The sequence below is a fragment of the Pseudomonas sp. RIT357 genome, from assembly GCF_000632245.1.
GTDB lineage: Bacteria > Pseudomonadota > Gammaproteobacteria > Pseudomonadales > Pseudomonadaceae > Aquipseudomonas > Aquipseudomonas sivasensis.
The window spans coordinates 97,225-119,988 of record NZ_JFYX01000004.1 but is presented as its reverse complement, the minus strand read 5'-3'; the positions used below and the strand labels follow the sequence as shown (position 1 = coordinate 119,988).

Here is a 22,764-nt window from a genome sequence, read left to right as displayed (position 1 = left end):
ATTACTCGGCCATCGAAGAAGAACGGGAGGTAGGGATAGGTGGAACCGGGTCATAACCACCGGGATTCCACGGATGACAGCGACCTAAACGACGAAAGGTCAGCCAGCCACCGCGCAGAAGACCATGATTTTCTATGGCTTCTAACGCGTAGCAGGAACAACTGGGGTAGAAACGACAGTGACTGGCCATCAGAGGACTAATGGCATAGCGATAAAACTGGATCGGAACGAGTGCCAGTTTACGCATTGGTACTGTCTACCCCTACAGTTTCGGTGCTGACTGCTGGTGCTGGTTTGTTGGTACGCGCCAGACGTTTCCAGAGCTTGCCGAAATGCTGAATCAATTCGGGGTTTTCTACATCCCCCAAGCCTTTGCGCGCGACGATAACAATATCCCAACCAACCAGAGTGTCCTGGTGGAGGCGAAACGATTCGCGCATCAGACGCTTGAGGCGATTGCGCTCAACGGAGAGCTTTACGCTCTTCTTGCCAATCACCAACCCGAGACGGGGGTGATCAAGATCGTTGTTACGCGCAAGGAGCAGGAGATTTTTCCCCGGAACCTTGCCGGTGGGGGAGTCAAAGACTGCCTTGAAGTGCCGGGGTGTTAGCAGACGCTTTTCCCGACTGAAGTCCTGACTCACCACCAGTACCGGATTATCAAACTGCCAGACGCGCACGACCTTTGGCGCGGCGACGCGACAGGACAGCACGGCCGTTCTTGGTAGCCATGCGAGCACGGAAGCCGTGAGTACGGGCGCGTTTGATGGTGCTTGGTTGGAAAGTACGTTTCATGGCGTTGTTACCTGGTTCGTCCACAACGGGCCGGAATGGCCCCCGTTTTAAGAGACCGGCGATTCTAGAGAAAGCAAGCCTCTAGGTCAATTTCCAACCAGCTTTTCCTTCAATTAGATCTCTATCGGGTAAAACCCCCTTTTCTATCCGCCTGGCTTCCATGAGCAATGTCATAGATATAAAAATAAAGAAGGAAGTTATTTAAAGCTTTTCTATAAAGCTTATAAAAGCTAGGCAGGCCATCCTCTGTGGATAACTGCCTTGAGGCCATATTCAACTTGATGTACAGAGGATGACAACATGGGGGAGAAGCGGTGCTCTGCCTGTGCTGCGCTGTCGGATAAGCTGTGTGTGGAATGGCATGTTATCCACAGCCCAGTTACCCACAGACTTTCACCCCCACTTGTACAACGAGCTCAGGGCCGCTTATCCACAGACCTTATGCACAGACCACTGGTCGGCTTTTTCCGGGATAAGACATTGATTTTGGGTGCCCTGTGGGCAACCTACATGTGGATAAGTGGGCGGCTCGCCGCTACAATGGCGGCTGTTTTTGCCTCACCGGCTTTCAACTTAGGGGATATCCGTGTCAGTGGAACTTTGGCAGCAGTGCGTGGAGCTTTTGCGCGATGAGCTGCCTGCCCAGCAATTCAACACCTGGATCCGTCCGCTACAGGTCGAAGCCGAAGGCGACGAGTTGCGTGTCTACGCACCTAATCGTTTTGTTCTCGACTGGGTCAACGAGAAGTACCTGAGCCGCGTTCTCGAATTGCTCGACGAACACGGCAATGGCCTTGCGCCTGTGCTCTCCTTATTAATAGGCAGCAAACGCAGCTCGGCGCCTCGCGCTGCGCCGAATGCGCCATTGGCGGCGAGCGCTTCTCAAGCTCAGGCCGCAGCGGCACCTGTTAATAACTCGCCTGCTCCCGTTGCCCAGACGCCTTCCAAATCGGCGTCACAGAAAAACGCACCTATTAATGAAGAGCCGTCTCGCGACAGCTTTGACCCCATGGCTGGTGCCAGCTCGCAGCAGGCACCGATTCGCGCCGAACAGCGCACCGTACAGGTCGAAGGCGCGCTCAAGCACACCAGCTACTTGAACCGCACCTTTACCTTCGAGAATTTCGTCGAAGGTAAATCTAACCAGCTGGCTCGCGCCGCGGCCTGGCAAGTGGCGGATAACCCCAAGCATGGTTACAACCCGCTCTTCCTTTATGGTGGCGTGGGCTTGGGTAAAACTCACTTGATGCACGCTGTGGGTAACCACCTATTAAAGAAGAACCCGAATGCCAAGGTCGTTTACCTGCACTCGGAGCGCTTCGTAGCGGACATGGTTAAGGCCTTGCAGCTCAATGCCATCAACGAGTTCAAGCGGTTCTACCGTTCCGTTGACGCCTTGCTGATCGATGACATTCAGTTCTTTGCTCGTAAGGAACGTTCACAGGAAGAGTTTTTCCATACCTTCAACGCCCTGCTCGAAGGCGGCCAACAGGTCATCTTGACCAGTGACCGTTATCCGAAGGAAATCGAAGGCCTGGAAGAACGCTTGAAGTCGCGCTTTGGCTGGGGCCTCACCGTTGCGGTAGAGCCGCCGGAGCTGGAAACCCGCGTTGCGATCCTGATGAAAAAAGCCGATCAGGCAAAAGTCGATCTGCCACACGACGCTGCTTTCTTTATCGCACAGCGCATTCGTTCCAACGTGCGTGAACTCGAAGGCGCGCTCAAGCGAGTCATCGCACACTCGCATTTCATGGGGCGCGACATCACCATCGAGCTGATTCGCGAATCCTTGAAAGACTTGCTGGCACTGCAGGACAAACTGGTGAGTGTGGATAACATCCAGCGCACCGTGGCCGAGTACTACAAGATCAAGATTTCCGACCTGCTGTCCAAGCGCCGTTCTCGCTCGGTGGCTCGTCCGCGACAAGTGGCCATGGCCCTCTCCAAGGAGTTGACCAACCATAGCCTGCCGGAAATCGGCGATGTGTTTGGTGGTCGCGACCACACCACAGTCTTGCACGCATGCCGCAAGATCAACGAACTTAAGGAATCCGACGCGGATATTCGCGAGGACTACAAGAACCTGCTGCGTACACTGACCACTTGATGACACCAGCGCAGCTTATTAAGGCAAGGGACTAGACCATGCATTTCACCATTCAACGCGAAGCCCTGTTGAAACCCCTGCAACTGGTCGCAGGCGTCGTCGAGCGCCGACAGACCTTGCCGGTGCTCTCCAACGTATTGCTGGTTGTCGAGGGCCAGCAGTTGTCCCTGACTGGTACCGACCTGGAAGTCGAATTGGTTGGCCGCGTGCAGCTGGAAGAGCCTGCAGAGCCTGGCGAGATTACTGTGCCAGCGCGTAAGCTGATGGACATCTGCAAGAGCCTGCCGAACGACGCGCTGATCGACATTAAGGTTGATGAGCAGAAGTTGGTGGTCAAGGCGGGTCGCAGTCGTTTCACGCTGTCCACTTTGCCGGCCAATGATTTCCCGACTGTGGAAGAAGGCCCAGGCTCACTGACCTGCAGCCTTGAGCAAAGTAAACTGCGCCGTCTTATCGAACGCACCAGCTTCGCCATGGCCCAGCAGGACGTGCGTTACTACCTCAACGGAATGCTGCTGGAAGTGTCGGAAGGCATCATCCGCGCCGTGGCCACCGACGGTCACCGTCTGGCAATGTGCTCAATGCGGGCCGATATCGGTCAACCTGATCGTCACCAGGTGATTGTTCCGCGTAAGGGTATTCTCGAACTGGCACGCCTGCTCACCGAGCCGGATGGCAATGTCAGCATCGTACTGGGTCAGCACCATATCCGCGCGACCACCGGCGAATTCACGTTCACGTCCAAGCTGGTCGACGGCAAATTCCCGGATTACGAGCGTGTGCTGCCTAAAGGTGGGGACAAGTTGGTAATCGGTGACCGTCAGGCCCTGCGTGAAGCGTTCAGCCGTACCGCGATTCTGTCCAACGAAAAGTACCGTGGTATTCGTCTGCAATTGGCCAACGGTCAGTTAAAAATTCAGGCCAATAACCCGGAGCAGGAAGAAGCGGAAGAAGAAGTCGGCGTTGACTACAACGGTGGTTCCCTGGAAATCGGCTTCAACGTGAGCTACTTGTTGGACGTGTTGGGTGTGATGACCACTGAACAGGTTCGCCTGATCCTGTCTGACTCCAACAGCAGCGCTCTGGTGCAGGAATCCGACAACGACGACTCGGCTTATGTTGTTATGCCGATGCGCCTGTAATCATGCTCAGCAGAAGCTAGATGTCCCTTAGTCGCGTCTCGGTCACCGCGGTGCGCAATTTGCATCCGGTGACCTTCTCCCCCTCCCCCCGCATCAACATCCTCCACGGCGCCAACGGTAGTGGCAAAACCAGCGTGCTGGAAGCCATCCACCTACTAGGGCTTGCCCGTTCCTTTCGCAGTGCCCGCTTGTTGCCGGTGATTCAGTACGAACAACTGGCCTGCACGGTCTTCGGCCAAGTCGAACTGGCAGAAGGGGGCCACAGCAGCCTGGGGATTTCGCGTGATCGCGGCGGTGAGTTCCAGATTCGCATCGACGGGCAAAACGCTCGCAGTGCTGCGCAACTGGCAGAGATCCTGCCGTTGCAACTGATCAACCCTGACAGCTTCCGATTACTGGAAGGTGCGCCGAAAATCCGCAGGCAGTTCCTCGATTGGGGAGTGTTCCACGTGGAACCACGATTCATGGCCACATGGCAGCGCCTGCAGAAGGCCCTGCGGCAGCGGAACTCATGGCTGCGGCATGGTACACTTGACGCCGCTTCGCAAGCGGCCTGGGACCGGGAATTGTGCCTGGCCAGCGATGAAATAGATGAATACCGCCGCGCCTATATCAAAGCCTTGAAACCAGTCTTTGAGCAGACCTTGAGTGAGTTGTTGGATCTCGAGGGGCTGACGCTGAGTTACTACCGTGGTTGGGATAAAGAGCGTGAGCTGAGTGCAGTGCTCGCGACTTCCCTGCAACGGGATCAGCAAATTGGCCATACCCAGGCCGGACCCCAACGGGCTGATTTGCGTCTTAGATTAGGCGCACACAATGCTGCGGACATCTTGTCCCGTGGCCAGCAGAAGTTGGTGGTGTGTGCACTGCGTATCGCCCAGGGTCATCTGGTTAGCCAAGCCCGACGTGGTCAGTGTATTTATCTGGTGGATGACTTGCCGTCTGAACTCGACGAGCAACATCGCCGTGCGTTATGCCGCTTGTTGGAAGAATTACGCTGCCAGGTTTTTATCACCTGTGTAGACCACGAATTATTGAGGGAAGGCTGGCAGACGGAAACGCCAGTCGCTTTGTTCCACGTGGAACAAGGCCGTATCACCCAGACCCACGACCATCGGGAGTGAAGGCATGAGCGAAGAAAACACGTACGACTCGACCAGCATTAAAGTGCTGAAAGGTTTGGATGCCGTACGCAAACGTCCCGGTATGTACATTGGCGACACTGATGACGGTAGCGGTCTGCACCACATGGTGTTCGAGGTGGTCGACAACTCCATCGACGAAGCTTTGGCCGGTCACTGCGACGACATCAGCATCATCATCCACCCGGACGAATCCATCACCGTGCGTGACAACGGTCGTGGCATTCCGGTAGATGTGCACAAAGAAGAAGGTGTTTCGGCAGCAGAGGTCATCATGACCGTGCTCCACGCCGGCGGTAAGTTCGACGATAACTCCTATAAAGTATCCGGCGGTTTGCACGGTGTGGGTGTGTCGGTAGTGAATGCTCTGTCCGAAGAGCTGATCCTGACCGTTCGCCGTAGCGGAAAGATCTGGGAACAGACCTACGTCCACGGTGTTCCACAGGAGCCGATGAAAATCGTTGGCGACAGTGAAACCACCGGTACTCAGATTCATTTCAAGCCGTCCGATGAAACATTCAAGAATATCCACTTCAGCTGGGACATTCTGGCCAAGCGTATTCGCGAACTCTCCTTCCTCAACTCCGGTGTGGGTATCGTCCTTAAGGACGAGCGCAGCGGCAAGGAAGAGCTGTTCAAGTACGAAGGTGGTCTGCGTGCATTCGTTGAATACCTGAACACCAACAAGACTGCGGTCAACCAGGTGTTTCACTTCAACATTCAGCGCGATGACGGCATCGGCGTGGAAATCGCCCTGCAGTGGAACGACAGCTTCAACGAGAACCTGTTGTGCTTCACCAACAACATTCCCCAGCGCGATGGCGGCACTCACTTGGTGGGTTTCCGTTCCGCGCTGACGCGTAACCTGAACACCTACATCGAAGCCGAAGGCCTGGCGAAGAAGCATAAAGTTGCCACCACCGGTGACGATGCGCGTGAAGGTTTGACCGCGATTATCTCGGTGAAAGTGCCGGATCCTAAGTTTAGTTCCCAGACTAAAGACAAGCTGGTGTCTTCCGAAGTGAAGACAGCCGTTGAACAGGAAATGGGTAAATACTTCTCGGACTTCCTGCTGGAGAATCCGAACGAAGCCAAGCTGGTCGTCGGTAAGATGATCGATGCTGCGCGTGCCCGGGAAGCCGCGCGTAAGGCTCGCGAGATGACCCGTCGTAAAGGCGCGTTGGATATCGCCGGCTTGCCGGGCAAACTGGCTGACTGCCAGGAAAAAGACCCTGCCCTCTCCGAACTGTACCTGGTGGAAGGTGACTCTGCTGGCGGTTCCGCCAAGCAGGGTCGTAACCGTCGCACCCAGGCCATCCTGCCGTTGAAGGGTAAGATCCTTAACGTAGAGAAAGCTCGCTTCGACAAGATGATTTCTTCCCAGGAAGTTGGCACCTTGATCACGGCGTTGGGCTGCGGTATCGGTCGCGACGAGTACAACATCGATAAGCTGCGCTATCACAACATCATCATCATGACCGATGCTGACGTCGACGGCTCTCACATCCGTACTCTGCTGCTGACTTTCTTCTTCCGTCAGTTGCCGGAGCTGATCGAGCGTGGCTACATCTACATCGCCCAGCCACCTTTGTACAAAGTGAAAAAGGGTAAGCAAGAGCAATACATCAAAGACGACGACGCCATGGAAGAGTACATGACGCAGTCGGCCCTGGAAGATGCGAGCCTGCACTTGAACGACGAAGCACCGGGTATTTCCGGTGAGGCGTTGGAGCGTCTGGTTAACGATTTCCGCATGGTGATGAAGACCCTCAAGCGGCTGTCGCGCCTATACCCACAGGAACTGACCGAACACTTCATCTATCTGCCGGCCGTGAGCCTGGAGCAGTTGGGCGATCATGCAGCGATGCAGGAGTGGCTGGCCCAGTACGAAGTACGTCTGCGCACTGTGGAGAAATCTGGCCTGGTGTACAAAGCCAGTCTGCGTGAAGACCGTGAACGTAATGTATGGCTGCCAGAGGTCGAACTGATCTCCCATGGTCTGTCGAACTACGTCACCTTCAACCGCGACTTCTTCGGCAGCAATGACTACAAAACTGTGGTCACCTTGGGCGCGCAACTAAGCACCCTGCTGGACGACGGCGCCTACATTCAGCGTGGCGAGCGTAAGAAAGCAGTCAAGGAGTTCAAAGAGGCCCTGGACTGGCTGATGGCAGAAAGCACCAAGCGCCACACCATCCAGCGATACAAAGGTCTGGGTGAGATGAACCCTGATCAATTGTGGGAAACCACCATGGACCCTGCTCAGCGTCGCATGCTGCGCGTGACCATCGAAGACGCCATTGGGGCAGACCAGATCTTCAACACCCTGATGGGTGATGCGGTCGAGCCTCGCCGTGACTTCATCGAGAGTAATGCTCTGGCAGTGTCTAACCTGGATTTCTGATCCAGGCGAGACCCGCAGAAAAAAGGCCAACGCTATGCGTTGGCCTTTTTTATTACGTGAAAATCAGTTTTTCTAAAATGCTCCACGTGGAACATCACCGTTTTCACCCATGGGAAGCTGTCGCCACACTCTCCAAACGGTACCCATACCCATAGATCGTCAACAGCTGCCAACCCCTGTCAGCAGTAAGCCCCAGCTTGTTACGCAACCGATAGATATGCGTATCCAAGGGTCTCGATGACACCATTTCTTCATGGGTCCAGAACCGCTCATAGAGGTACTCGCGGGACAGTGGCCGGGCCAGGTTGGCGAACAAGCAGCTCGCCAAGCGGTATTCCCGCTCGGTGAGGTTGATCGGTTTTCCCGCACGAGTGACGGTCAATTCGGCGTCGTCAAAGGTCAGATCATTGAAGCTCTGTACTTCCTGGGTCGCCGGCTTCTGCAGGCCATGGCGACGTAGAACGGCGGTCACCCGAGCCTTCAGTTCATTGGGGCGAAAGGGTTTGCTGACGTAATCATCGGCGCCACTGTTCAACGCGGTGACGATATCGCTTTCAGCATCGCGGCTAGTGAGCATGATCACGGCGGGTGGGGACTCCATGTGTTCACGGGTCCAGCGCAGCAATGCGATGCCAGTGATATCGGGCAGTTGCCAGTCGAGTATCAGCAGGTCAAAGGTTTCGCGACGCAATTGGCGCAGCAGGTCTTCGCCACGCTCGAAGCAATGAAGGGTCCAGGGCTGTTCGGCGGTGCTGGGGATTTGTCGCAGTGTCTGTTCCACCCGTCTCAATTCAGCGGGTTCGTCATCCAGTATTGCGACACGCATGGGTGGGTCCTTTCTTCTCGAAGAGTACTGCAGCCGTAGTGAAGGCACGTACTGCACAGATGCCGGCCGTCGAATCTGAAGAATTGTGCGCAGATTCGTCGGCCCCTTGGATCTCTCGGTACGCTGGGATCAATAAGTGATTAACCCAGTTAAAGTCCTCGGTACCTACGTGGGAAAGATACCGGCTCCAAGCCTTAAGGAAAAGGATCAGCCGACGCGTGCGCTGTCGTAAACTCCTGTGCCCTGATAGTGGATGCCCTTTGGAATTCCCACCTTTACGAGTCGCAAGCAGTAAAACTTTTCCACCGCGTCGAAAATGAGCTTCACTGGGCGCTATGCCACCTTCTACCGCATGCCAACAACAGGGACACGCTGATCAATGATGCTCTGGGGCAAGGCCGAAAAACGTCAACCCACCCATGCCCAACGGCTGTTCCACGGTCTGGTTCGTGAGTGGTTGTGGATCGGTTTGCTGTTGTTGCCGATCACAGCCTACCTCTCAATGAGTACTGGCCTGGCTTTGAACAACCCGCTGTATGACAGCCTTCGCCGTCTAACACCGCTGCCGGTGGATCCTCGTATCCTGCTGGTTACTATCGATGACGCCAGCCTGAAGAAGCTCGGCCAGTGGCCTTGGCCCCCTAGTTTGCACGCCGACCTGGTCGATCGTCTGAGCGCTGCACAACCCGCCAGCATTCTGTTGGATGTAATCTTCAGCGATCCCGCCGATCCCCTCCAAGAAAAACGTTTGGCAGATGCGGTGTGCAACGCCGGCAACGTACTGTTGCCCTTGGGGCGTGACGACTCTGCCAGTTATAGCCCACCCAGAGTACAAATGCGGCCGCTGCTCAAATGTGCCAAGGGGGTTGGGCATATCAACGTGGAGGCTGACAGCGATGGCGTGGTGCGCAGCCTTTATTTACGTGAGGGCCCACCCAATGCGACGGCACCTCAGTTGGCGTGGTTGGCGTTCACGATGAGCGGCCAGCCTTCAGAGATGCCAGGTGAGCCTGTGGATTCGAATTCCCAGGATTGGCATCGAGAGTATGCAGTTCGCATCCCGTATATCGCCCCCGACAGCCATTTTCCAAGCGTGTCTTATGTCAGCGTATTACGTGGCGAAGTCTCCCCCGAGCGGCTGCGCAATCGTCTGATTCTGGTAGGAGCGCCAGCATCGGGAATGGGTGATCGCTATGTCACGCCGCTCTCACCCATGGTGGGAACCACGGCGGGCGTGGAGATTCAGGCCAACGTTCTCAATGGATTGCTGCAAGGTCGCAGCATTGTGGACTTGCCCGACTGGGTGGCAGCCCTGATGGCAACATCCCTGGTGGCGGCACTACTGGGGCTGCTGCTCTACCGCCCACGCTTTGCACTGTGGATGACCCTTGGTTGTATGTTCACGGCTTTGCTCGGCTCATTTGCCCTATTGCGTATCGGCTACTGGTGGTCGCCTGCGGCCTGCCTGATCGGATTGCTGCTCAGCTACCTGATCTGGAACTGGCGACGTCTCAGCGTAATCCTGGCGTACTTTGGCTGGGAGTTGGCCCGATTGGATGACGAACCCAAAGTTCTGCCTGAGCGCCGACGTGCGCCTGCCAGCAAAGGTGATGTGTTGCAGGGGCGCATCTTTGCCCTAGAGCAAGCGGTAAGCCGTACAAGGGACACACGACGCTTTATGGCCGATGGTCTGGAGTGCCTGCCGGTGGCGACGCTGATCACAGACACACAAGGCAATATCCTGCTGGCCAATCGCATTGCCCGCGACGTGTTCGGCAGCGATCTGGTCAACCAAAACCTATTGGACCAATTGGTTGATCTGGGTTATCCACCCCTGCACAACGGCGTGCGCCCTGCCCTTTCGGCGTTGGAGCTTGTTGAGTTCCGTGATATTCACCAACGCAGCCTGCGCATGGAGCTTGCTCCTTTACTACCTGCCGAAGGGGATGTGGCGCTGGGTTGGTTGCTAAGCCTCACAGACCTGAGCAAAGAGCGCGAGGCCCAGCAGCACCGGGAAACCATGCTGCGTTTCCTTTCCCATGACCTGCGTGCACCGCACTCGGCGATCCTCGCGCTGCTCGACGTGCACAACGCCGAGTCGCCAGTATTTTCTCAGATTGAGCAGCAAGTACGCCGAGCCTTGAGCCTGACTGAATCCTTCGTCCAGTTGGCGAAAGCGGAGGCCGATGGTTACCACTTCCAACCGACGCTGTTTGCCATGCTGGTAATGGATGCTTTTGACCAGGTAGCACTGATCGCCCAGCTCAAAGGTATTCACCTGGTCCACGATCTTGAAGAGGCGGATGAAGGGATGGTGTCAGCCGATCAGTCCCTACTCACTCGCGCGTTATTCAATGTGCTGGAGAACGCGATCAAGTACTCGCCATCCGGCACCACCGTCCGGTTGAGACACAGCAGCGAACAAGGTTGGTTGGAATGCCTTATCAGCGACCAGGGCCCCGGGATAGCCTCCAAGGATTTACCGGAGCTGTTCAGTCAGTACAAACGCTTTGATTCAGCCCAAGGCAGCGAAGGGTTGGGGCTAGGGCTCACCATGGTCAAGGCAGTCGTGGAGCGCCATGGAGGACGTATCGAATGTGAAAGCACCCTAGGCAAAGGCACCACATTCAGACTGCAATTGCCCTTGCTGGAAGACTGTTAAAACGTCCTTTTCTGCTGTGCATAAAAAACCGGTCACAAGGACCGGTTTTTTATGCGGAAAAAACTTATGCACGTTTTTCGAGATTTTATCGGCTCTGGAAATATGTAAGTAAATCAGCTTCTTATGACTCAAAAAAGCTGATTCGCCAACAAACCGTACACAGGTTATCCACAGATCCTCATATCATCGGCGTATCCACAACAACTGGCTCCGGCGGTAGAGAACCCATGGCCCGCTGCTGTGCCTCATTCCACGCCTGGGCGCGCTCATTCAGCGCTGCAATAGCGCGTGGGCCTTCGCCTTCTGCGTACATTGGCTCGCCAATCACCACCGTGATGGTGCCCTCGCGTTTTGCCCAACCGGTCTTCGGCCAGAACCTGCCGGCGTTATGTGCAATCGGCAACACTGGCAGGTTGGCGTTGACCGCCAATGCTGTACCGCCACGGGAGAACTTGCCTACGGTCCCAAAGGGGACTCGTGTTCCTTCCGGAAAGATCAGCACCCACACGCCGTCTTTGAGCAGCTCATCGCCCTTCTTGGCGACATGCTTGAGCGCTGCCTTGGGGTTGTCACGGTCGATAGCAATCGGGCGCAACATGGCCATGGCCCAGCCGAAGAACGGCACGTACAGCAGCTCACGCTTGAGCACTTGGCTCAATGGCGAGAAGTAAGCCGAGAGAAAGAAGGTCTCCCAGGTGCTCTGGTGATTCGACAAAATCACGCACGGCTGGTCCGGTACGTTTTCCGCGCCCTTGACCTCGAAACGAATGTTCAGGAACACCTTGGTCAGCCACAACGCGCAGCGGCACCAATAGACGTTGATAAAGCGATAGCGCGCCTTGAACGGCAGGAACGGCGCAATAAAAAAGCTCAGGGTGCACCAGAGAAACGAACTGGTGCCCAGCAGCAGGTAAAAGAAAAAGGTTCTGATGGCCTGCAAAATCGACATGGCGGCATTTACCGTTGCGGGACAGGGCCCGCCTGTTAAAAGCGCACTCCCGAACAGTCCTTGGTCAGGAAGTCGAGGGCGGCTAGTTGTTGATAAGTTCTGCGGCAACCGCCGCCAGATCGTCAAAAATCAAGGTGCCTACCGGCAGGTTTTTCGCCTGGGTCTTTTCGCCTTTCCCGGTCTTTACCAAAACTGGCTGAGAGTCGACGGCTTTGGCCGCCTCTAGGTCACCGAGGCTGTCCCCGACGAACCATATCCCAGCCAAGGGCACCTTGTAATGTTCTGCAATGGTTTTCAACATGCCAGGTTTGGGTTTGCGGCAATCGCAGCCCTCATCCGGCCCGTGAGGGCAGTAAACCACCAGCCCCACCTCACCGCCCTGCTCCGCCACCAGCGTGCGCAAGCGCGCGTGCATGGCGTCCAGGGTAGCGATGTCGTAATAGCCACGGGCAATGCCGGACTGGTTGGTGGCGATGGCCACCGTCCAGCCGGCTTTGCTCAACTGCGCGATGGCCTCGATCGAACCGGGGAGTGGAATCCATTCCGCCACCGACTTGATGTAAGCGTCGGAGTCGTAGTTGATCACCCCGTCCCGATCGAGAATCAGCAGTTTCAACATGGTCAACTCAGTGTCGAAATGTCAGCGATGTTGACGAACAAGCCGCGCAGACGCGCCAGCATGGCGTAACGGTTTTTCCGCACGCCGGCATCTTCGGCATTGATCATCACGGCTTCGAAGAACGCATCCACCGGTTCACGCAGGGTGGCCAGGCGCGCCAGCGCTTCGGCGTAGTTACGCTCGGCGATCAGCGGCTTGACGGCGTTTTCTGCCTTGGCGATGGCCGAATTCAGCGAGAACTCTTTGGCATCGGCAAACAGGCCAGGGTCGACGTCGCCATTGCCCAGGCCTTCGGCCTTGCTCAGCAGGTTCGACACACGCTTGTTCACAGCGGCCAGGGCATCGGCTTCCGGCAACTTACGGAAGGCCTGTACGGCTTGTACGCGCTGATCGAAGTCCAGCGCCGAACCCGGCTGCAGGGCGCGAACCGACAGGTAGACGGAAACGTCCACGCCTTCGTCTTCGTAACGCGCACGCAGGCGGTCGAACACGAACTCCAGCACTTGCTCGGCCAGACCCGCTTGCTTGACCTTGGTACCGAACTGACCCACCGCGAACACGATGGCCTGTGTCAGGTCCAGGTCGAGCTTCTTGTCGATCAGGATACGCAGCACGCCCAATGCCGCACGGCGCAGGGCGTACGGGTCTTTGCTACCGGTAGGCAGCATGCCGATACCGAAGATGCCCACTAGGGTATCCAGCTTGTCGGCGATGGCCACGGCCGCACCGGTCAAGGTAGTTGGCAGTTCTGCACCAGCACCGCGTGGCATGTACTGCTCGTTCAGCGCCAGGGCGACGTCTTCGGCCTCGCCATCGTTGAGGGCGTAGTAGTAGCCGGCAACACCTTGCATCTCTGGGAATTCGCCGACCATCTCGGTCGCCAGGTCGCACTTGGACAGCAAACCAGCGCGGGCGGCCGAGGCCGCATCGCCGCCGATGCGTGGTGCGATGTAGGCAGCGAGTTTGGAAACACGCACAGCCTTGTCGTAGACGCTACCGAGTTTTTCCTGGAACACCACGTTTTGCAGGCGCAGGTTGAAGTCTTCGAGCTTCTGCTTCTTGTCTTGCTTGAAGAAGAACTCAGCGTCAGTCAGTCGCGGGCGAACGACTTTCTCGTTACCGGCGATGATCTGCTGCGGGTCTTTGCTTTCAATGTTGGCTACGGTGATAAAGCGCGGCAGCAACTTACCGTCCACGTCCAGCAGGCAGAAGTACTTCTGGTTGTCCTGCATGGTGGTGATCAGTGCTTCTTGCGGCACATCGAGGAAGCGCTCTTCGAACGAGCACACCAGCGGCACAGGCCATTCAACCAGCGCGGTCACTTCGTCGAGCAGGCTTGGCGGCACGATGGCGGTGCCTTCCTGCAGGCGGGCCAGTTCTTCGGTGCGCTTGCTGATCAGCTCGCGACGCTCGTTGGCGTCGGCCAGCACATAGGCTGCACGCAGATCGGCGGCATAGTTCGCCGGCGAGGTGATGCGTACGGCTTCTGGATGGTGGAAGCGGTGACCGCGGGAATCTCGGCCGGCCCGTTGGGCGAGGATGGTGCAGTCGATGACCTGGTCACCGAGCAGCATCACCAGCCATTGGGTTGGGCGGACGAATTCTTCTTTGCGTGCACCCCAGCGCATGCGCTTGGGGATCGGCAGGTCGTTCAGGGAGTCTTCAACGATGGTCGGCAGCAGGCTGGCAGTCGGCTTACCGGTGATGACCTGGCTGAAACGCAGTTTCGGACCACTCTGGTCGATCTCACTCAGTTCCACGCCACACTTCTTGGCAAAACCAAGGGCAGCCTGGGTCGGATTGCCTTCAGCGTCGAAAGCCGCCTGGCGCGGCGGGCCGTCGAGGTTAATGCTGCGGTCCGGTTGCTGGGTTTCCAGCGCGGTCAGCAACACGGCCAGGCGACGTGGCGCGGCGTAGACTTTCTTGGCTTCAAACTTCAGGCCAGCGCTTTGCAGGCCTTTTTCGATCCCGGCCAGGAACGCATCGGCCAGGGTGTTGAGTGCCTTCGGTGGCAGCTCTTCGGTGCCCAGTTCAACCAGGAAATCTTGAGCACTCATTGTGCAGCCTCCAGCTTAGCCAACACTTCATCACGCAGGTCCGGGGTTGCCATCGGGAAGCCCAGCTTGGCGCGAGCCAGCAGGTAGGCTTGGGCGACGGAACGCGCCAGGGTGCGTACACGCAGGATGTATTGCTGGCGCGCGGTTACCGAGATGGCACGGCGGGCGTCCAGCAGGTTGAAGGTATGGGACGCCTTCAACACCATTTCATAGCTTGGCAGCGGCAGCGGCTGATCGAGTTCGATCAGACGCTTGGCTTCGCTTTCGTAGAAGTCGAACAGTTCGAACAGCTTCTCGACGTTGGCGTGTTCGAAGTTGTAGGTGGATTGCTCCACTTCGTTCTGGTGGAACACATCGCCGTAGGTCACTTTGCCGAACGGGCCGTCAGCCCACACCAAGTCGTAGACCGAGTCCACGCCTTGCAGGTACATGGCCAAGCGCTCAAGGCCGTAGGTGATTTCGCCGGTCACCGGGTAGCACTCGATGCCACCGGCTTGCTGGAAGTAAGTGAACTGCGTTACTTCCATGCCGTTGAGCCAGACTTCCCAGCCCAAGCCCCAGGCGCCCAGGGTCGGCGACTCCCAGTTGTCTTCGACGAAGCGGATATCGTGGACCAGCGGATCCAGGCCAACATGCTTGAGCGAGCCCAGGTACAGTTCCTGGAAATTGTCCGGGTTCGGCTTCAATACCACCTGGAACTGGTAGTAGTGCTGCAGACGGTTCGGGTTTTCGCCGTAGCGGCCGTCAGTCGGGCGACGACTGGGCTGCACATAAGCGGCGTTCCAGGTTTCCGGGCCAATGGCCCGCAGGAAGGTAGCGGTGTGGAAAGTGCCGGCGCCTACTTCCATATCGTAGGGCTGAAGTACCACACAACCTTGCTCGGCCCAGTATTGCTGGAGGGCGAGGATCAAGTCTTGGAAGGTACGCACGGCTGGCGTAGGCTGGCTCACGAAATTCACCTGTTACTTGGGCTGCGATTTAAAGAGCGGGAGTATACCCGATTCGGCCGCGCCACCATCCCCTGGAGCCTTATGCCACGCTGCTTTTGGTGTTCTGAAGATCCGCTGTACATGGCATATCACGATCAGGAGTGGGGAACGCCGCTACGCGATGCGCAGGGTTTGTTCGAGTTGCTTTTACTCGAAGGGTTCCAGGCGGGCCTTTCCTGGATCACCGTTTTACGCAAACGCGAGCATTATCGAAAGGTCTTGTTCGGTTTTGATCCGCAGCGGTTGGCGCAATTGGGCGATGACGAGATCGAAGCGCTGATGCTCGACCCAGGTATCGTGCGCAACCGCCTCAAGCTCAACGCCACCCGGCGCAACGCTGCGGCTTGGCTGGCGCTGGAGGACCCGGTGGGGTTGCTCTGGTCGTTTGTCGGCGGGGTGCCCAAGGTCAACCATTTCAAGGACCGCAGCGAAGTGCCCGCGATTACGCCGGAGGCTGAAGCCATGAGCAAAGCACTCAAGAAAGCCGGTTTCACCTTTGTTGGCCCGACCATCTGTTACGCGTTCATGCAGGCCTCTGGCATGGTCATGGACCACACTCAGGACTGCGACCGTTACGCGGACTTGGTCAACGCCGGTTAGAATGCGCGCTTTGCGCACCACACACGATCAGGAGTGACCTGTGGAAAAGTTTAAAGGCGCCTTGCTGGTAGGCGCTCTTCGGTTGTTTGCCCTGCTGCCATGGCGCGCAGTGCAAGCCGTGGGTTCGGCCATCGGCTGGATCATGTGGAAAACCCCCAATCGATCCCGCGAAACGGTGCGGATCAACCTCTCAAAATGCTTTCCGGACATGGACCCCGCCGCCCGGGAGCGCCTGGTCGGCCAAAGCCTGATGGACATCGGCAAGTCCCTGACTGAAAGCGCCTGCGCCTGGATCTGGCCGGCCCAGCGTTCCATCGACCTAGTGCGTGAAGTCGAAGGCCTGGAGGTGCTGCACGAAGCTCTGGCCTCGGGCAAAGGCGTAGTCGGCATCACCAGCCACCTGGGCAACTGGGAAGTGTTGAACCACTTTTACTGCAACCAGTGCAAACCGATCATTTTTTACCGCCCGCCCAAGCTCAAGGCAGTGGATGAGTTGCTGCGCAAGCAGCGCGTGCAGTTGGGCAACCGTGTGGCGGCTTCCACCAAGGAAGGCATCCTCAGTGTGATCAAGGAAGTGCGTAAAGGTGGCCAAGTGGGTATTCCCGCTGACCCGGAGCCGGCGGAATCGGCGGGGATCTTCGTGCCATTCTTTGCAACCCAGGCGCTCACCAGCAAGTTCGTGCCGAATATGCTCGCGGGCCATAAGGCGGTCGGTGTATTCCTGCATGCCCTGCGACTGCCGGATGGTTCGGGCTACAAAGTGATCCTGGAAGCTGCGCCGGAAGACATGTACAGCACAGACACAGCCACGTCTTGCGCCGCGATGAGCAAGGTCGTTGAGCGTTATGTCGGCGCCTACCCGAGCCAGTACATGTGGAGCATGAAGCGCTTCAAGAAACGCCCGCCGGGTGAAGAGCGGTGGTATTGACCCAAAGACAATACAAAACCAAATGTGGGAGGGGCGGTGCGACGATTCGACTTGCCCCTCCCACATTTTCGATCTGCTTAGCTTTGGCGGTCGAGTTTCTTCAGGAACACCGTCATCTCTTTCTCGGCCTGCTTGTCGCCATGGGCCTGGGCCGCTTCAACGCCCTTCTCCCACGCCTGTCGCGCTGCGGAGTTATCACCCTGGCCTAACTGTGCCTTGCCCAACAACTTCCACGCCGCCGAATACTTCGGATCGAACTCGACGCATTTCTGCAAATGCTCCGCCGCCTTGGCGTTGTCCTTCAGATCCAAATAACCCTTGCCCAGTCCAAAGCGCAGCAGCGAGTTATCCACACCCTTGGCGAGCATTTTTTCCAGGGATTCGAGCATGTCGGTCACTCCGGTTGATCAGAAAAAGCTCAATCCCACGTGGAACAACTTCTCCACATCGCGGATATGTTTTTTATCCACCAGGAACAGGATCACGTGGTCACCCGTGGCGATCATCGTATCGTCGTGGGCAATGATCACCTCTTCGTCACGAATGATCGCGCCAATGGTTGTGCCCGGCGGCAGGCCGATATCGCGGATGGCTTTGCCGATCACTTTGCTCGACTTCGAATCCCCATGGGCGATCGCCTCAATGGCTTCCGCCGCGCCGCGCCGCAGGGAGTGCACGCTGACGATATCGCCACGGCGTACGTGGGCCAGCAAGGTGCCGATGGTCGCCAGTTGCGGGCTGATGGCGATGTCGATATCGCCGCCCTGGATCAGGTCGACATAGGCCGGGTTGTTGATGATCGTCATCACCTTCTTCGCCCCCAGCCGCTTGGCCAGCAGCGACGACATGATGTTGGCTTCGTCATCGTTGGTCAGGGCCAGGAAGATGTCGGCGTCGGCGATGTTCTCTTCCATCAACAGGTCGCGGTCCGAGGCGCTGCCTTGCAGGACGACGGTGCTGTCGAGGGTGTCGGACAAATGCCGGCAGCGCGCCGGATTCATCTCGATGATCTTCACTTGGTAACGACTCTCGATGGCCTCGGCCAGCCGCTCGCCGATCTGGCCGCCGCCGGCGATAACGATGCGCTTGTAGTTCTCGTCGAGCCGGCGCATTTCGCTCATGACGGCGCGAATATTCGCTTTGGCCGCGATGAAAAACACCTCGTCGTCGGCTTCGATCACTGTATCGCCCTGCGGCAGGATCGGCCGGTCACGCCGAAAAATCGCCGCTACGCGGGTTTCCACATTGGGCATGTGTTCACGCAGTTGGCGCAGTTGTTGGCCGACCAGTGGACCGCCGTAATAGGCCTTCACTGCGACCAATTGGGCTTTGCCACCGGCGAAGTCGATCACCTGCAAGGCGCCCGGGATTTCGATCAGGCGCTTGATGTAGTGGGTCACCACTTGCTCAGGACTGATGAGCACATCTACAGGAATGGCGTCGTTATCGAACAGGCCGGCGCGGGTCAGGTAGGCGGCTTCGCGGACCCGGGCGATCTTGGTCGGGGTGTGGAACAGGGTATGGGCGACTTGGCAGGCGACCATATTGGTCTCGTCGCTGTTGGTCACGGCCACGAGCATGTCGGCATCGTCGGCCCCGGCCTGACGCAGCACCGTAGGAAACGATGCACGACCTTGTACGGTGCGGATATCCAGGCGGTCGCCCAAGTCGCGCAGGCGTTCGCTATCGGTGTCGACCACGGTAATGTCGTTGGCTTCACTGGCCAAATGTTCGGCCAGTGTGCCGCCGACCTGCCCTGCCCCAAGGATGATGATTTTCATCCGGTCACTCCCTCAATAACCATTCAGCCACGCGCGGCGGCGATCTTGATCAGTTTGGCGTAGTAGAAGCCATCGTGTCCGCCTTCTTGCGCGAGCAGTTGGCGACCGTGAGGCTGCTTGATACCGGCCGTCGTGGCGAGATCCAGCTCACGGGCGCCGCTGGTGCGAGCGAGGAAGGCTTCGATCACCTCAGTGTTTTCGGTGGGCAATGTCGAGCAGGTGGCGTAGAGCAGGATGCCGCCGACTTCGAGGGTCGGCCACATCGCGTCCAACAGTTCACCTTGCAGCGCGGCCAGGGCGGCGATGTCGTCGGGTTGGCGTGTGAGCTTGATGTCCGGGTGGCGGCGGATCACACCGGTCGCGGAGCAAGGCGCGTCCAGCAGAATGCGCTGGAACGGTTTGCCGTCCCACCATGCGGCGGTGTCACGGCCGTCGGCGGCGATCAGTTCGGCGCTCAGGCCCAGGCGTGCGAGGTTTTCCCTTACACGCACGAGGCGCTTGGCTTCCAGGTCAACAGCGACGACACCGGCCAAGCCTTTTTCGACTTCCAGGATGTGACATGTCTTACCGCCTGGCGCACAACAAGCGTCCAGCACGCGCTGGCCCGGTGCCAGATCGAGCAGGTCGGCGGCCAGTTGCGCGGCTTCGTCCTGCACACTGATCCAACCCTCGGCAAAGCCCGGCAGGCTGCGTACATCGGCGGCGGCCTCCAGCACGATGCCGTCGGTGCTGTACACGCACGGCGTCGCGTTGATGCCTGCGGCCGTCAGCAATTGCAGGTACGCGTCACGGCTGTGATGGCGACGGTTGACCCGCAGGATCATCGGCGGGTGCGCATTGTTCGCCGCGCAAATGGCTTCCCACTGCTCGGGCCAGAACGCCTTGAGGGATTTTTGCAGCCAGCGCGGGTGGGCGGTGCGCACTACCGGGTCATGTTCCAGCTCCGCCAGCAGCGCCTCGCTTTCGCGTTGGGCACGGCGCAGCACAGCGTTGAGCAGGGCCTTGGCCCAAGGTTTTTTCAGCTTGTCGGCGCATCCGACGGTTTCACCGATGGCGGCGTGGGCCGGCACGCGGGTGTAGAGCAACTGATAAAGCCCTACCAGCAGCAGCGCCTCGACGTCAGCATCGGCCGCCTTGAATGGCTTTTGCAGCAGCTTGGCCGCCAGCGCCGACAAACGAGGTTGCCAACGGGCGGTGCCAAAGGCCAGGTCCTGGGTGAAGCCGCGGTCACGGTCTTCGACTTTATCCAACTGCGTGGGCAGTGAACTGTTCAGCGAAGCCTTGCCGTTGAGTACGGCGGCGAGAGCCTTGGCGGCGGCCAGACGTGGGTTCATTGCGCGGCCACCCCAAGTACAGTGCCCAGGGAAAATTTCTCACGACGGCTGTTGAACAAGTCGCTGAAATTCAGCGCCTTGCCGCCGGGTAATTGCAGGCGCGTCAGGCACAGCGCCTGTTCACCGCAGGCGACCAACAGGCCTTCCTTGCTGGCGCCGATTATCTCGCCGGGGGCGCCTTTGCCGTCCGCCAAATGGGCAGCCAGCACTTTCAAGGCTTCGCCGTTGAGGGTGCTGTGGCAGACCGGCCACGGGTTGAAGGCACGCACCAGCCGTTCCAGCTCCACCGCCGGGCGGCTCCAGTCGATGCGTGCTTCGTCTTTGTTCAATTTGTGGGCGTAGGTGGCCAGGCTATCGTCCTGCACTTCGCCTTCCAAGGTGCCTTCGGCGAGGCCGGCGATGGCATGGATGACGGCAGTTGGGCCCATTTCGGCCAGGCGGTCGTGCAGGCTGCCGCCAGTGTCTTCGGCGGTGATCGGCGTAACCACTTTGAGCAGCATCGGGCCGGTGTCCAAACCTGCCTCCATGCGCATCACGGTCACACCGCTTTGCGCATCACCGGCTTCCACCGCGCGCTGGATCGGCGCCGCACCGCGCCAGCGTGGCAGCAGCGACGCATGGCTGTTGATGCAACCCAGGCGCGGGATATCCAGCACCACTTGCGGCAGGATCAAGCCGTAAGCCACCACCACCAGTAGGTCAGGATTGAGCGCAGCCAGCTCGGCCTGGGCCTCGGCGTTGCGCAGGGTAGGCGGCTGCAGTACAGGAATGTTGTGCTCAAGCGCCAACTGCTTGACCGGGCTCGGCATCAGTTTTTGCCCGCGACCGGCCGGGCGATCCGGCTGGGTATACACCGCAATGACATCGTGAGGGCTGGCAAGCAGCGCCTTGAGGTGTTCGGCGGCGAATTCAGGGGTGCCGGCAAAAACAATGCGCAATGGCTCGGTCATGGGAAGTCTCGGTTAAAAACAGTCACAAAAGAAAAAGGCTTGCCGCAGCAAGCCTTTGGAAGGAGGGCATCAAGCTTGCTGGCGATGCTTTTTTTCCAGCTTCTTCTTGATCCTGTCGCGCTTGAGCGTGGACAGGTAATCGACAAATAGTTTGCCGTTGAGGTGGTCGCATTCGTGCTGGATGCACACTGCCAGCAGGCCTTCGGCAATCAGCTCGAACGGCTTACCGTCACGGTCCAAGGCTTTGATCTTCACGCGCAGCGGGCGCTCGACGTTCTCGTAGAACTCCGGCACCGACAGGCAGCCTTCCTGATATTCGCCCATCTCTTCGGTCAGTGGTTCGAACTCAGGGTTGATGTACACCATCGGCTCGCTACGGTCTTCCGACAGGTCCATGACCACGACGCGCTGATGCACGTTGACCTGGGTGGCGGCGAGGCCAATGCCCGGGGCTTCATACATTGTTTCAAACATGTCATCGACCAACTGACGAACCTTGTCGTCCACTACGGCCACCGGTTTGGCGATCGTGCGCAGGCGCGAGTCGGGGAATTCGAGGATGTTCAAAATAGCCATAAGCGTAATTGCTGCACATGTGAGGTAAAGGCAAATCGGCGGTGGGATGGACCCATACGGCCGGTGTGAAAGGTTCGAAAGCCGCGAAGGCTCTGGCATTTCACGCGAACGCACATAATAAAGGAGATTCACCCCATGAGGAAATCGCTACTCGTCTTGCTGCTATGGGCCCCGTTCGCCGCAGCCCTGCTTCCCCAACCTGGCTCGCGTCTGGATCAACCGACGCAACAGGCCATTCAGCGGTTTTTATTGCATAACCGTATTCTTGATACGCCTCAGGATCTGGACAATGCGCCTTACATTGTCGCGACCGACGGCGGGCGCGTGCTGGGGGCCAATGGCGAACGTGTGCACGCCAGAGGCGACCTGGATCCGGCCCAGCCAAGCTATGGGATCTTTCGCCGAGGCAAGGTCTACGCCGACCCCCAAACGGAGGAATTGCTGGGTATCAACGCCGATGACATCGGTACCGCGCGCTTTGTGATGGCGGGCGACCTCACTACCCTCGCTGTGCAACGGGTAACTCAGGAGGTACGCCCTGGCGACCGCCTGCTCCGCGCGCAATTGCCTACGGCGATGGAGCCCGTAAAGTCAGCGCCTTTCATCGAAGGAAAAATCATCGATATCCCAAGGGGCGTCACCCAGATTGGCGTGCTGGACGCCGTCACCCTGAGTAAAGGCCGGCGCGACGGTCTGATGGAGGGTCAACTGCTGACCGTCATTAAAACCGGCGCCACCGTCCGCGACCCGCTCACCGGTGTTCCCACGAAGCTACCCGATGAGCGCGCCGGCACTCTGCTGGTGTTCCGCACCTACGAAAAACTCAGTTATGGCCTGGTTCTCAGCGCCTCACGCCCGTTGGCAGTCATGGATCGTTTCGAGACTGCTGCGCAAACGCAATAA

Annotated in this window: 21 protein-coding genes; 8 read left to right on the top strand and 13 right to left on the bottom strand. The window is 58.1% G+C overall.

The window, feature by feature from the left end; genetic code table 11:
* Window position 1: 1 nt before the first annotated feature.
* From yidD to rpmH, 3 genes are read right to left on the bottom strand one after another with little or no spacing between them, the layout of a single operon-like run.
* Complete coding sequence (gene yidD / locus BW43_RS28165; protein WP_010207715.1) at window positions 2–247, bottom strand: membrane protein insertion efficiency factor YidD; 246 nt, start codon at window positions 245–247, stop codon at window positions 2–4.
* Window positions 240–644 (bottom strand): ribonuclease P protein component, encoded by a 405-nt coding sequence (gene rnpA, locus BW43_RS0127265; protein WP_026013533.1) that lies wholly within the window; start codon window positions 642–644, stop codon window positions 240–242. The genes yidD and rnpA overlap by 8 nt, the downstream gene beginning before the upstream one ends.
* A gap of 16 nt (window positions 645–660) precedes the next feature.
* Window positions 661–795 (bottom strand): 50S ribosomal protein L34, encoded by a 135-nt coding sequence (gene rpmH, locus BW43_RS28160; RefSeq protein ID WP_003213577.1) that lies wholly within the window; start codon window positions 793–795, stop codon window positions 661–663.
* Window positions 796–1,381: 586 nt separating this feature from the next.
* Between rpmH and dnaA the strand changes: the two genes are divergently transcribed.
* The 4 genes from dnaA to gyrB are packed head-to-tail and all read left to right on the top strand — an operon-like array spanning window position 1,382 to window position 7,590.
* Entirely contained in the window at window positions 1,382–2,902 is a 1,521-nt protein-coding gene (gene dnaA / locus BW43_RS21570; protein WP_032885151.1) for a chromosomal replication initiator protein DnaA, read from the top strand.
* Window positions 2,903–2,940: 38 nt separating this feature from the next.
* Window positions 2,941–4,044 (top strand): DNA polymerase III subunit beta, encoded by a 1,104-nt coding sequence (gene dnaN / locus BW43_RS21575; RefSeq protein WP_005783345.1) that lies wholly within the window; start codon window positions 2,941–2,943, stop codon window positions 4,042–4,044.
* Between the two features lie 20 nt (window positions 4,045–4,064).
* The gene (recF, locus tag BW43_RS21580; protein WP_012721452.1) at window positions 4,065–5,168 is read left to right on the top strand and encodes a DNA replication/repair protein RecF; all 1,104 of its coding nucleotides are present in this window, start codon (window positions 4,065–4,067) and stop codon (window positions 5,166–5,168) included.
* Window positions 5,169–5,172: 4 nt separating this feature from the next.
* Window positions 5,173–7,590, top strand: a complete 2,418-nt coding sequence (gyrB, locus tag BW43_RS21585; protein ID WP_032885149.1) for a DNA topoisomerase (ATP-hydrolyzing) subunit B — start codon at window positions 5,173–5,175, stop codon at window positions 7,588–7,590.
* Between the two features lie 103 nt (window positions 7,591–7,693).
* Here gyrB and BW43_RS21590 read toward each other — a convergent pair whose 3' ends face one another.
* Complete coding sequence (locus BW43_RS21590) at window positions 7,694–8,416, bottom strand: response regulator transcription factor (RefSeq protein ID WP_032885147.1); 723 nt, start codon at window positions 8,414–8,416, stop codon at window positions 7,694–7,696.
* Between the two features lie 379 nt (window positions 8,417–8,795).
* On the opposite strand from BW43_RS21590, the gene BW43_RS21595 reads away from it, so the two are divergent.
* A complete protein-coding gene (locus tag BW43_RS21595; RefSeq protein ID WP_032885146.1) occupies window positions 8,796–11,078 on the top strand; it encodes a CHASE2 domain-containing protein in 2,283 nt (760 codons plus the stop codon).
* 178 nt (window positions 11,079–11,256) lie between these two features.
* Here the strand turns inward: BW43_RS21595 and BW43_RS21600 are convergent, their stop codons facing one another.
* The 4 genes from BW43_RS21600 to glyQ form a co-directional block, all read right to left on the bottom strand.
* Entirely contained in the window at window positions 11,257–12,027 is a 771-nt protein-coding gene (locus BW43_RS21600) for a 1-acyl-sn-glycerol-3-phosphate acyltransferase (RefSeq protein ID WP_032885145.1), read from the bottom strand.
* A gap of 82 nt (window positions 12,028–12,109) precedes the next feature.
* Window positions 12,110–12,646 carry a D-glycero-beta-D-manno-heptose 1,7-bisphosphate 7-phosphatase gene (gene gmhB, locus BW43_RS21605; protein WP_012721458.1) on the bottom strand — a complete coding sequence of 179 codons (537 nt, stop codon included), beginning with the start codon at window positions 12,644–12,646 and terminating at the stop codon, window positions 12,110–12,112.
* A gap of 2 nt (window positions 12,647–12,648) precedes the next feature.
* Window positions 12,649–14,703 carry a glycine--tRNA ligase subunit beta gene (gene glyS, locus BW43_RS21610; protein WP_032885144.1) on the bottom strand — a complete coding sequence of 685 codons (2,055 nt, stop codon included), beginning with the start codon at window positions 14,701–14,703 and terminating at the stop codon, window positions 12,649–12,651.
* Entirely contained in the window at window positions 14,700–15,653 is a 954-nt protein-coding gene (gene glyQ / locus BW43_RS21615; protein ID WP_003213601.1) for a glycine--tRNA ligase subunit alpha, read from the bottom strand. The genes glyS and glyQ overlap by 4 nt, the downstream gene beginning before the upstream one ends.
* An 81-nt stretch (window positions 15,654–15,734) precedes the next feature.
* On the opposite strand from glyQ, the gene BW43_RS21620 reads away from it, so the two are divergent.
* Window positions 15,735–16,292 carry a DNA-3-methyladenine glycosylase I gene (locus BW43_RS21620; protein WP_032885143.1) on the top strand — a complete coding sequence of 186 codons (558 nt, stop codon included), beginning with the start codon at window positions 15,735–15,737 and terminating at the stop codon, window positions 16,290–16,292.
* Window positions 16,293–16,332: 40 nt separating this feature from the next.
* Window positions 16,333–17,220, top strand: coding sequence for a lysophospholipid acyltransferase (locus BW43_RS21625; protein WP_032885142.1), 888 nt, complete (start codon window positions 16,333–16,335; stop codon window positions 17,218–17,220).
* Window positions 17,221–17,297: 77 nt separating this feature from the next.
* On the opposite strand, the gene BW43_RS21630 is transcribed toward BW43_RS21625, so the two are convergent.
* From BW43_RS21630 to def, 5 genes are all read right to left on the bottom strand, one after another.
* Entirely contained in the window at window positions 17,298–17,609 is a 312-nt protein-coding gene (locus BW43_RS21630; protein WP_032885141.1) for a lipopolysaccharide assembly protein LapB, read from the bottom strand.
* Between the two features lie 18 nt (window positions 17,610–17,627).
* Window positions 17,628–19,001 carry a Trk system potassium transporter TrkA gene (gene trkA / locus BW43_RS21635; RefSeq protein WP_032885140.1) on the bottom strand — a complete coding sequence of 458 codons (1,374 nt, stop codon included), beginning with the start codon at window positions 18,999–19,001 and terminating at the stop codon, window positions 17,628–17,630.
* Window positions 19,002–19,024: 23 nt separating this feature from the next.
* On the bottom strand, window positions 19,025–20,335 hold the full coding sequence (rsmB, locus tag BW43_RS21640; RefSeq protein WP_032885139.1) for a 16S rRNA (cytosine(967)-C(5))-methyltransferase RsmB: 1,311 nt from the start codon (window positions 20,333–20,335) through the stop codon (window positions 19,025–19,027).
* Window positions 20,332–21,285, bottom strand: a complete 954-nt coding sequence (gene fmt, locus BW43_RS21645; protein WP_032885137.1) for a methionyl-tRNA formyltransferase — start codon at window positions 21,283–21,285, stop codon at window positions 20,332–20,334. Before fmt ends, rsmB begins: the two co-directional genes overlap by 4 nt.
* 69 nt (window positions 21,286–21,354) lie before the next feature.
* A complete protein-coding gene (gene def, locus BW43_RS21650; protein WP_032885135.1) occupies window positions 21,355–21,861 on the bottom strand; it encodes a peptide deformylase in 507 nt (168 codons plus the stop codon).
* 135 nt (window positions 21,862–21,996) lie between these two features.
* Here def and BW43_RS21655 point away from each other — a divergent pair, with 135 nt between their 5' ends.
* Window positions 21,997–22,764: a hypothetical protein gene (locus tag BW43_RS21655; RefSeq protein ID WP_032885133.1), complete on the top strand. Its 768-nt coding sequence runs from the start codon at window positions 21,997–21,999 to the stop codon at window positions 22,762–22,764.

What these genes read in the sequence shown, in the direction of transcription:
- yidD (WP_010207715.1), bottom strand. Translation starts at nt 247, where the DNA reads ATGCGTAAACTGGCACTCGTTCCGATCCAGTTTTATCGCTATGCCATT.
- rpmH (WP_003213577.1), bottom strand. Translation starts at nt 795, where the DNA reads ATGAAACGTACTTTCCAACCAAGCACCATCAAACGCGCCCGTACTCAC.
- dnaN (WP_005783345.1), top strand. Translation starts at nt 2,941, where the DNA reads ATGCATTTCACCATTCAACGCGAAGCCCTGTTGAAACCCCTGCAACTG.
- recF (WP_012721452.1), top strand. Translation starts at nt 4,065, where the DNA reads ATGTCCCTTAGTCGCGTCTCGGTCACCGCGGTGCGCAATTTGCATCCG.
- gyrB (WP_032885149.1), top strand. Translation starts at nt 5,173, where the DNA reads ATGAGCGAAGAAAACACGTACGACTCGACCAGCATTAAAGTGCTGAAA.
- BW43_RS21590 (WP_032885147.1), bottom strand. Translation starts at nt 8,416, where the DNA reads ATGCGTGTCGCAATACTGGATGACGAACCCGCTGAATTGAGACGGGTG.
- BW43_RS21595 (WP_032885146.1), top strand. Translation starts at nt 8,796, where the DNA reads ATGATGCTCTGGGGCAAGGCCGAAAAACGTCAACCCACCCATGCCCAA.
- BW43_RS21600 (WP_032885145.1), bottom strand. Translation starts at nt 12,027, where the DNA reads ATGTCGATTTTGCAGGCCATCAGAACCTTTTTCTTTTACCTGCTGCTG.
- gmhB (WP_012721458.1), bottom strand. Translation starts at nt 12,646, where the DNA reads ATGTTGAAACTGCTGATTCTCGATCGGGACGGGGTGATCAACTACGAC.
- glyS (WP_032885144.1), bottom strand. Translation starts at nt 14,703, where the DNA reads ATGAGTGCTCAAGATTTCCTGGTTGAACTGGGCACCGAAGAGCTGCCA.
- BW43_RS21620 (WP_032885143.1), top strand. Translation starts at nt 15,735, where the DNA reads ATGCCACGCTGCTTTTGGTGTTCTGAAGATCCGCTGTACATGGCATAT.
- BW43_RS21630 (WP_032885141.1), bottom strand. Translation starts at nt 17,609, where the DNA reads ATGCTCGAATCCCTGGAAAAAATGCTCGCCAAGGGTGTGGATAACTCG.
- trkA (WP_032885140.1), bottom strand. Translation starts at nt 19,001, where the DNA reads ATGAAAATCATCATCCTTGGGGCAGGGCAGGTCGGCGGCACACTGGCC.
- rsmB (WP_032885139.1), bottom strand. Translation starts at nt 20,335, where the DNA reads ATGAACCCACGTCTGGCCGCCGCCAAGGCTCTCGCCGCCGTACTCAAC.
- fmt (WP_032885137.1), bottom strand. Translation starts at nt 21,285, where the DNA reads ATGACCGAGCCATTGCGCATTGTTTTTGCCGGCACCCCTGAATTCGCC.
- def (WP_032885135.1), bottom strand. Translation starts at nt 21,861, where the DNA reads ATGGCTATTTTGAACATCCTCGAATTCCCCGACTCGCGCCTGCGCACG.
- BW43_RS21655 (WP_032885133.1), top strand. Translation starts at nt 21,997, where the DNA reads ATGAGGAAATCGCTACTCGTCTTGCTGCTATGGGCCCCGTTCGCCGCA.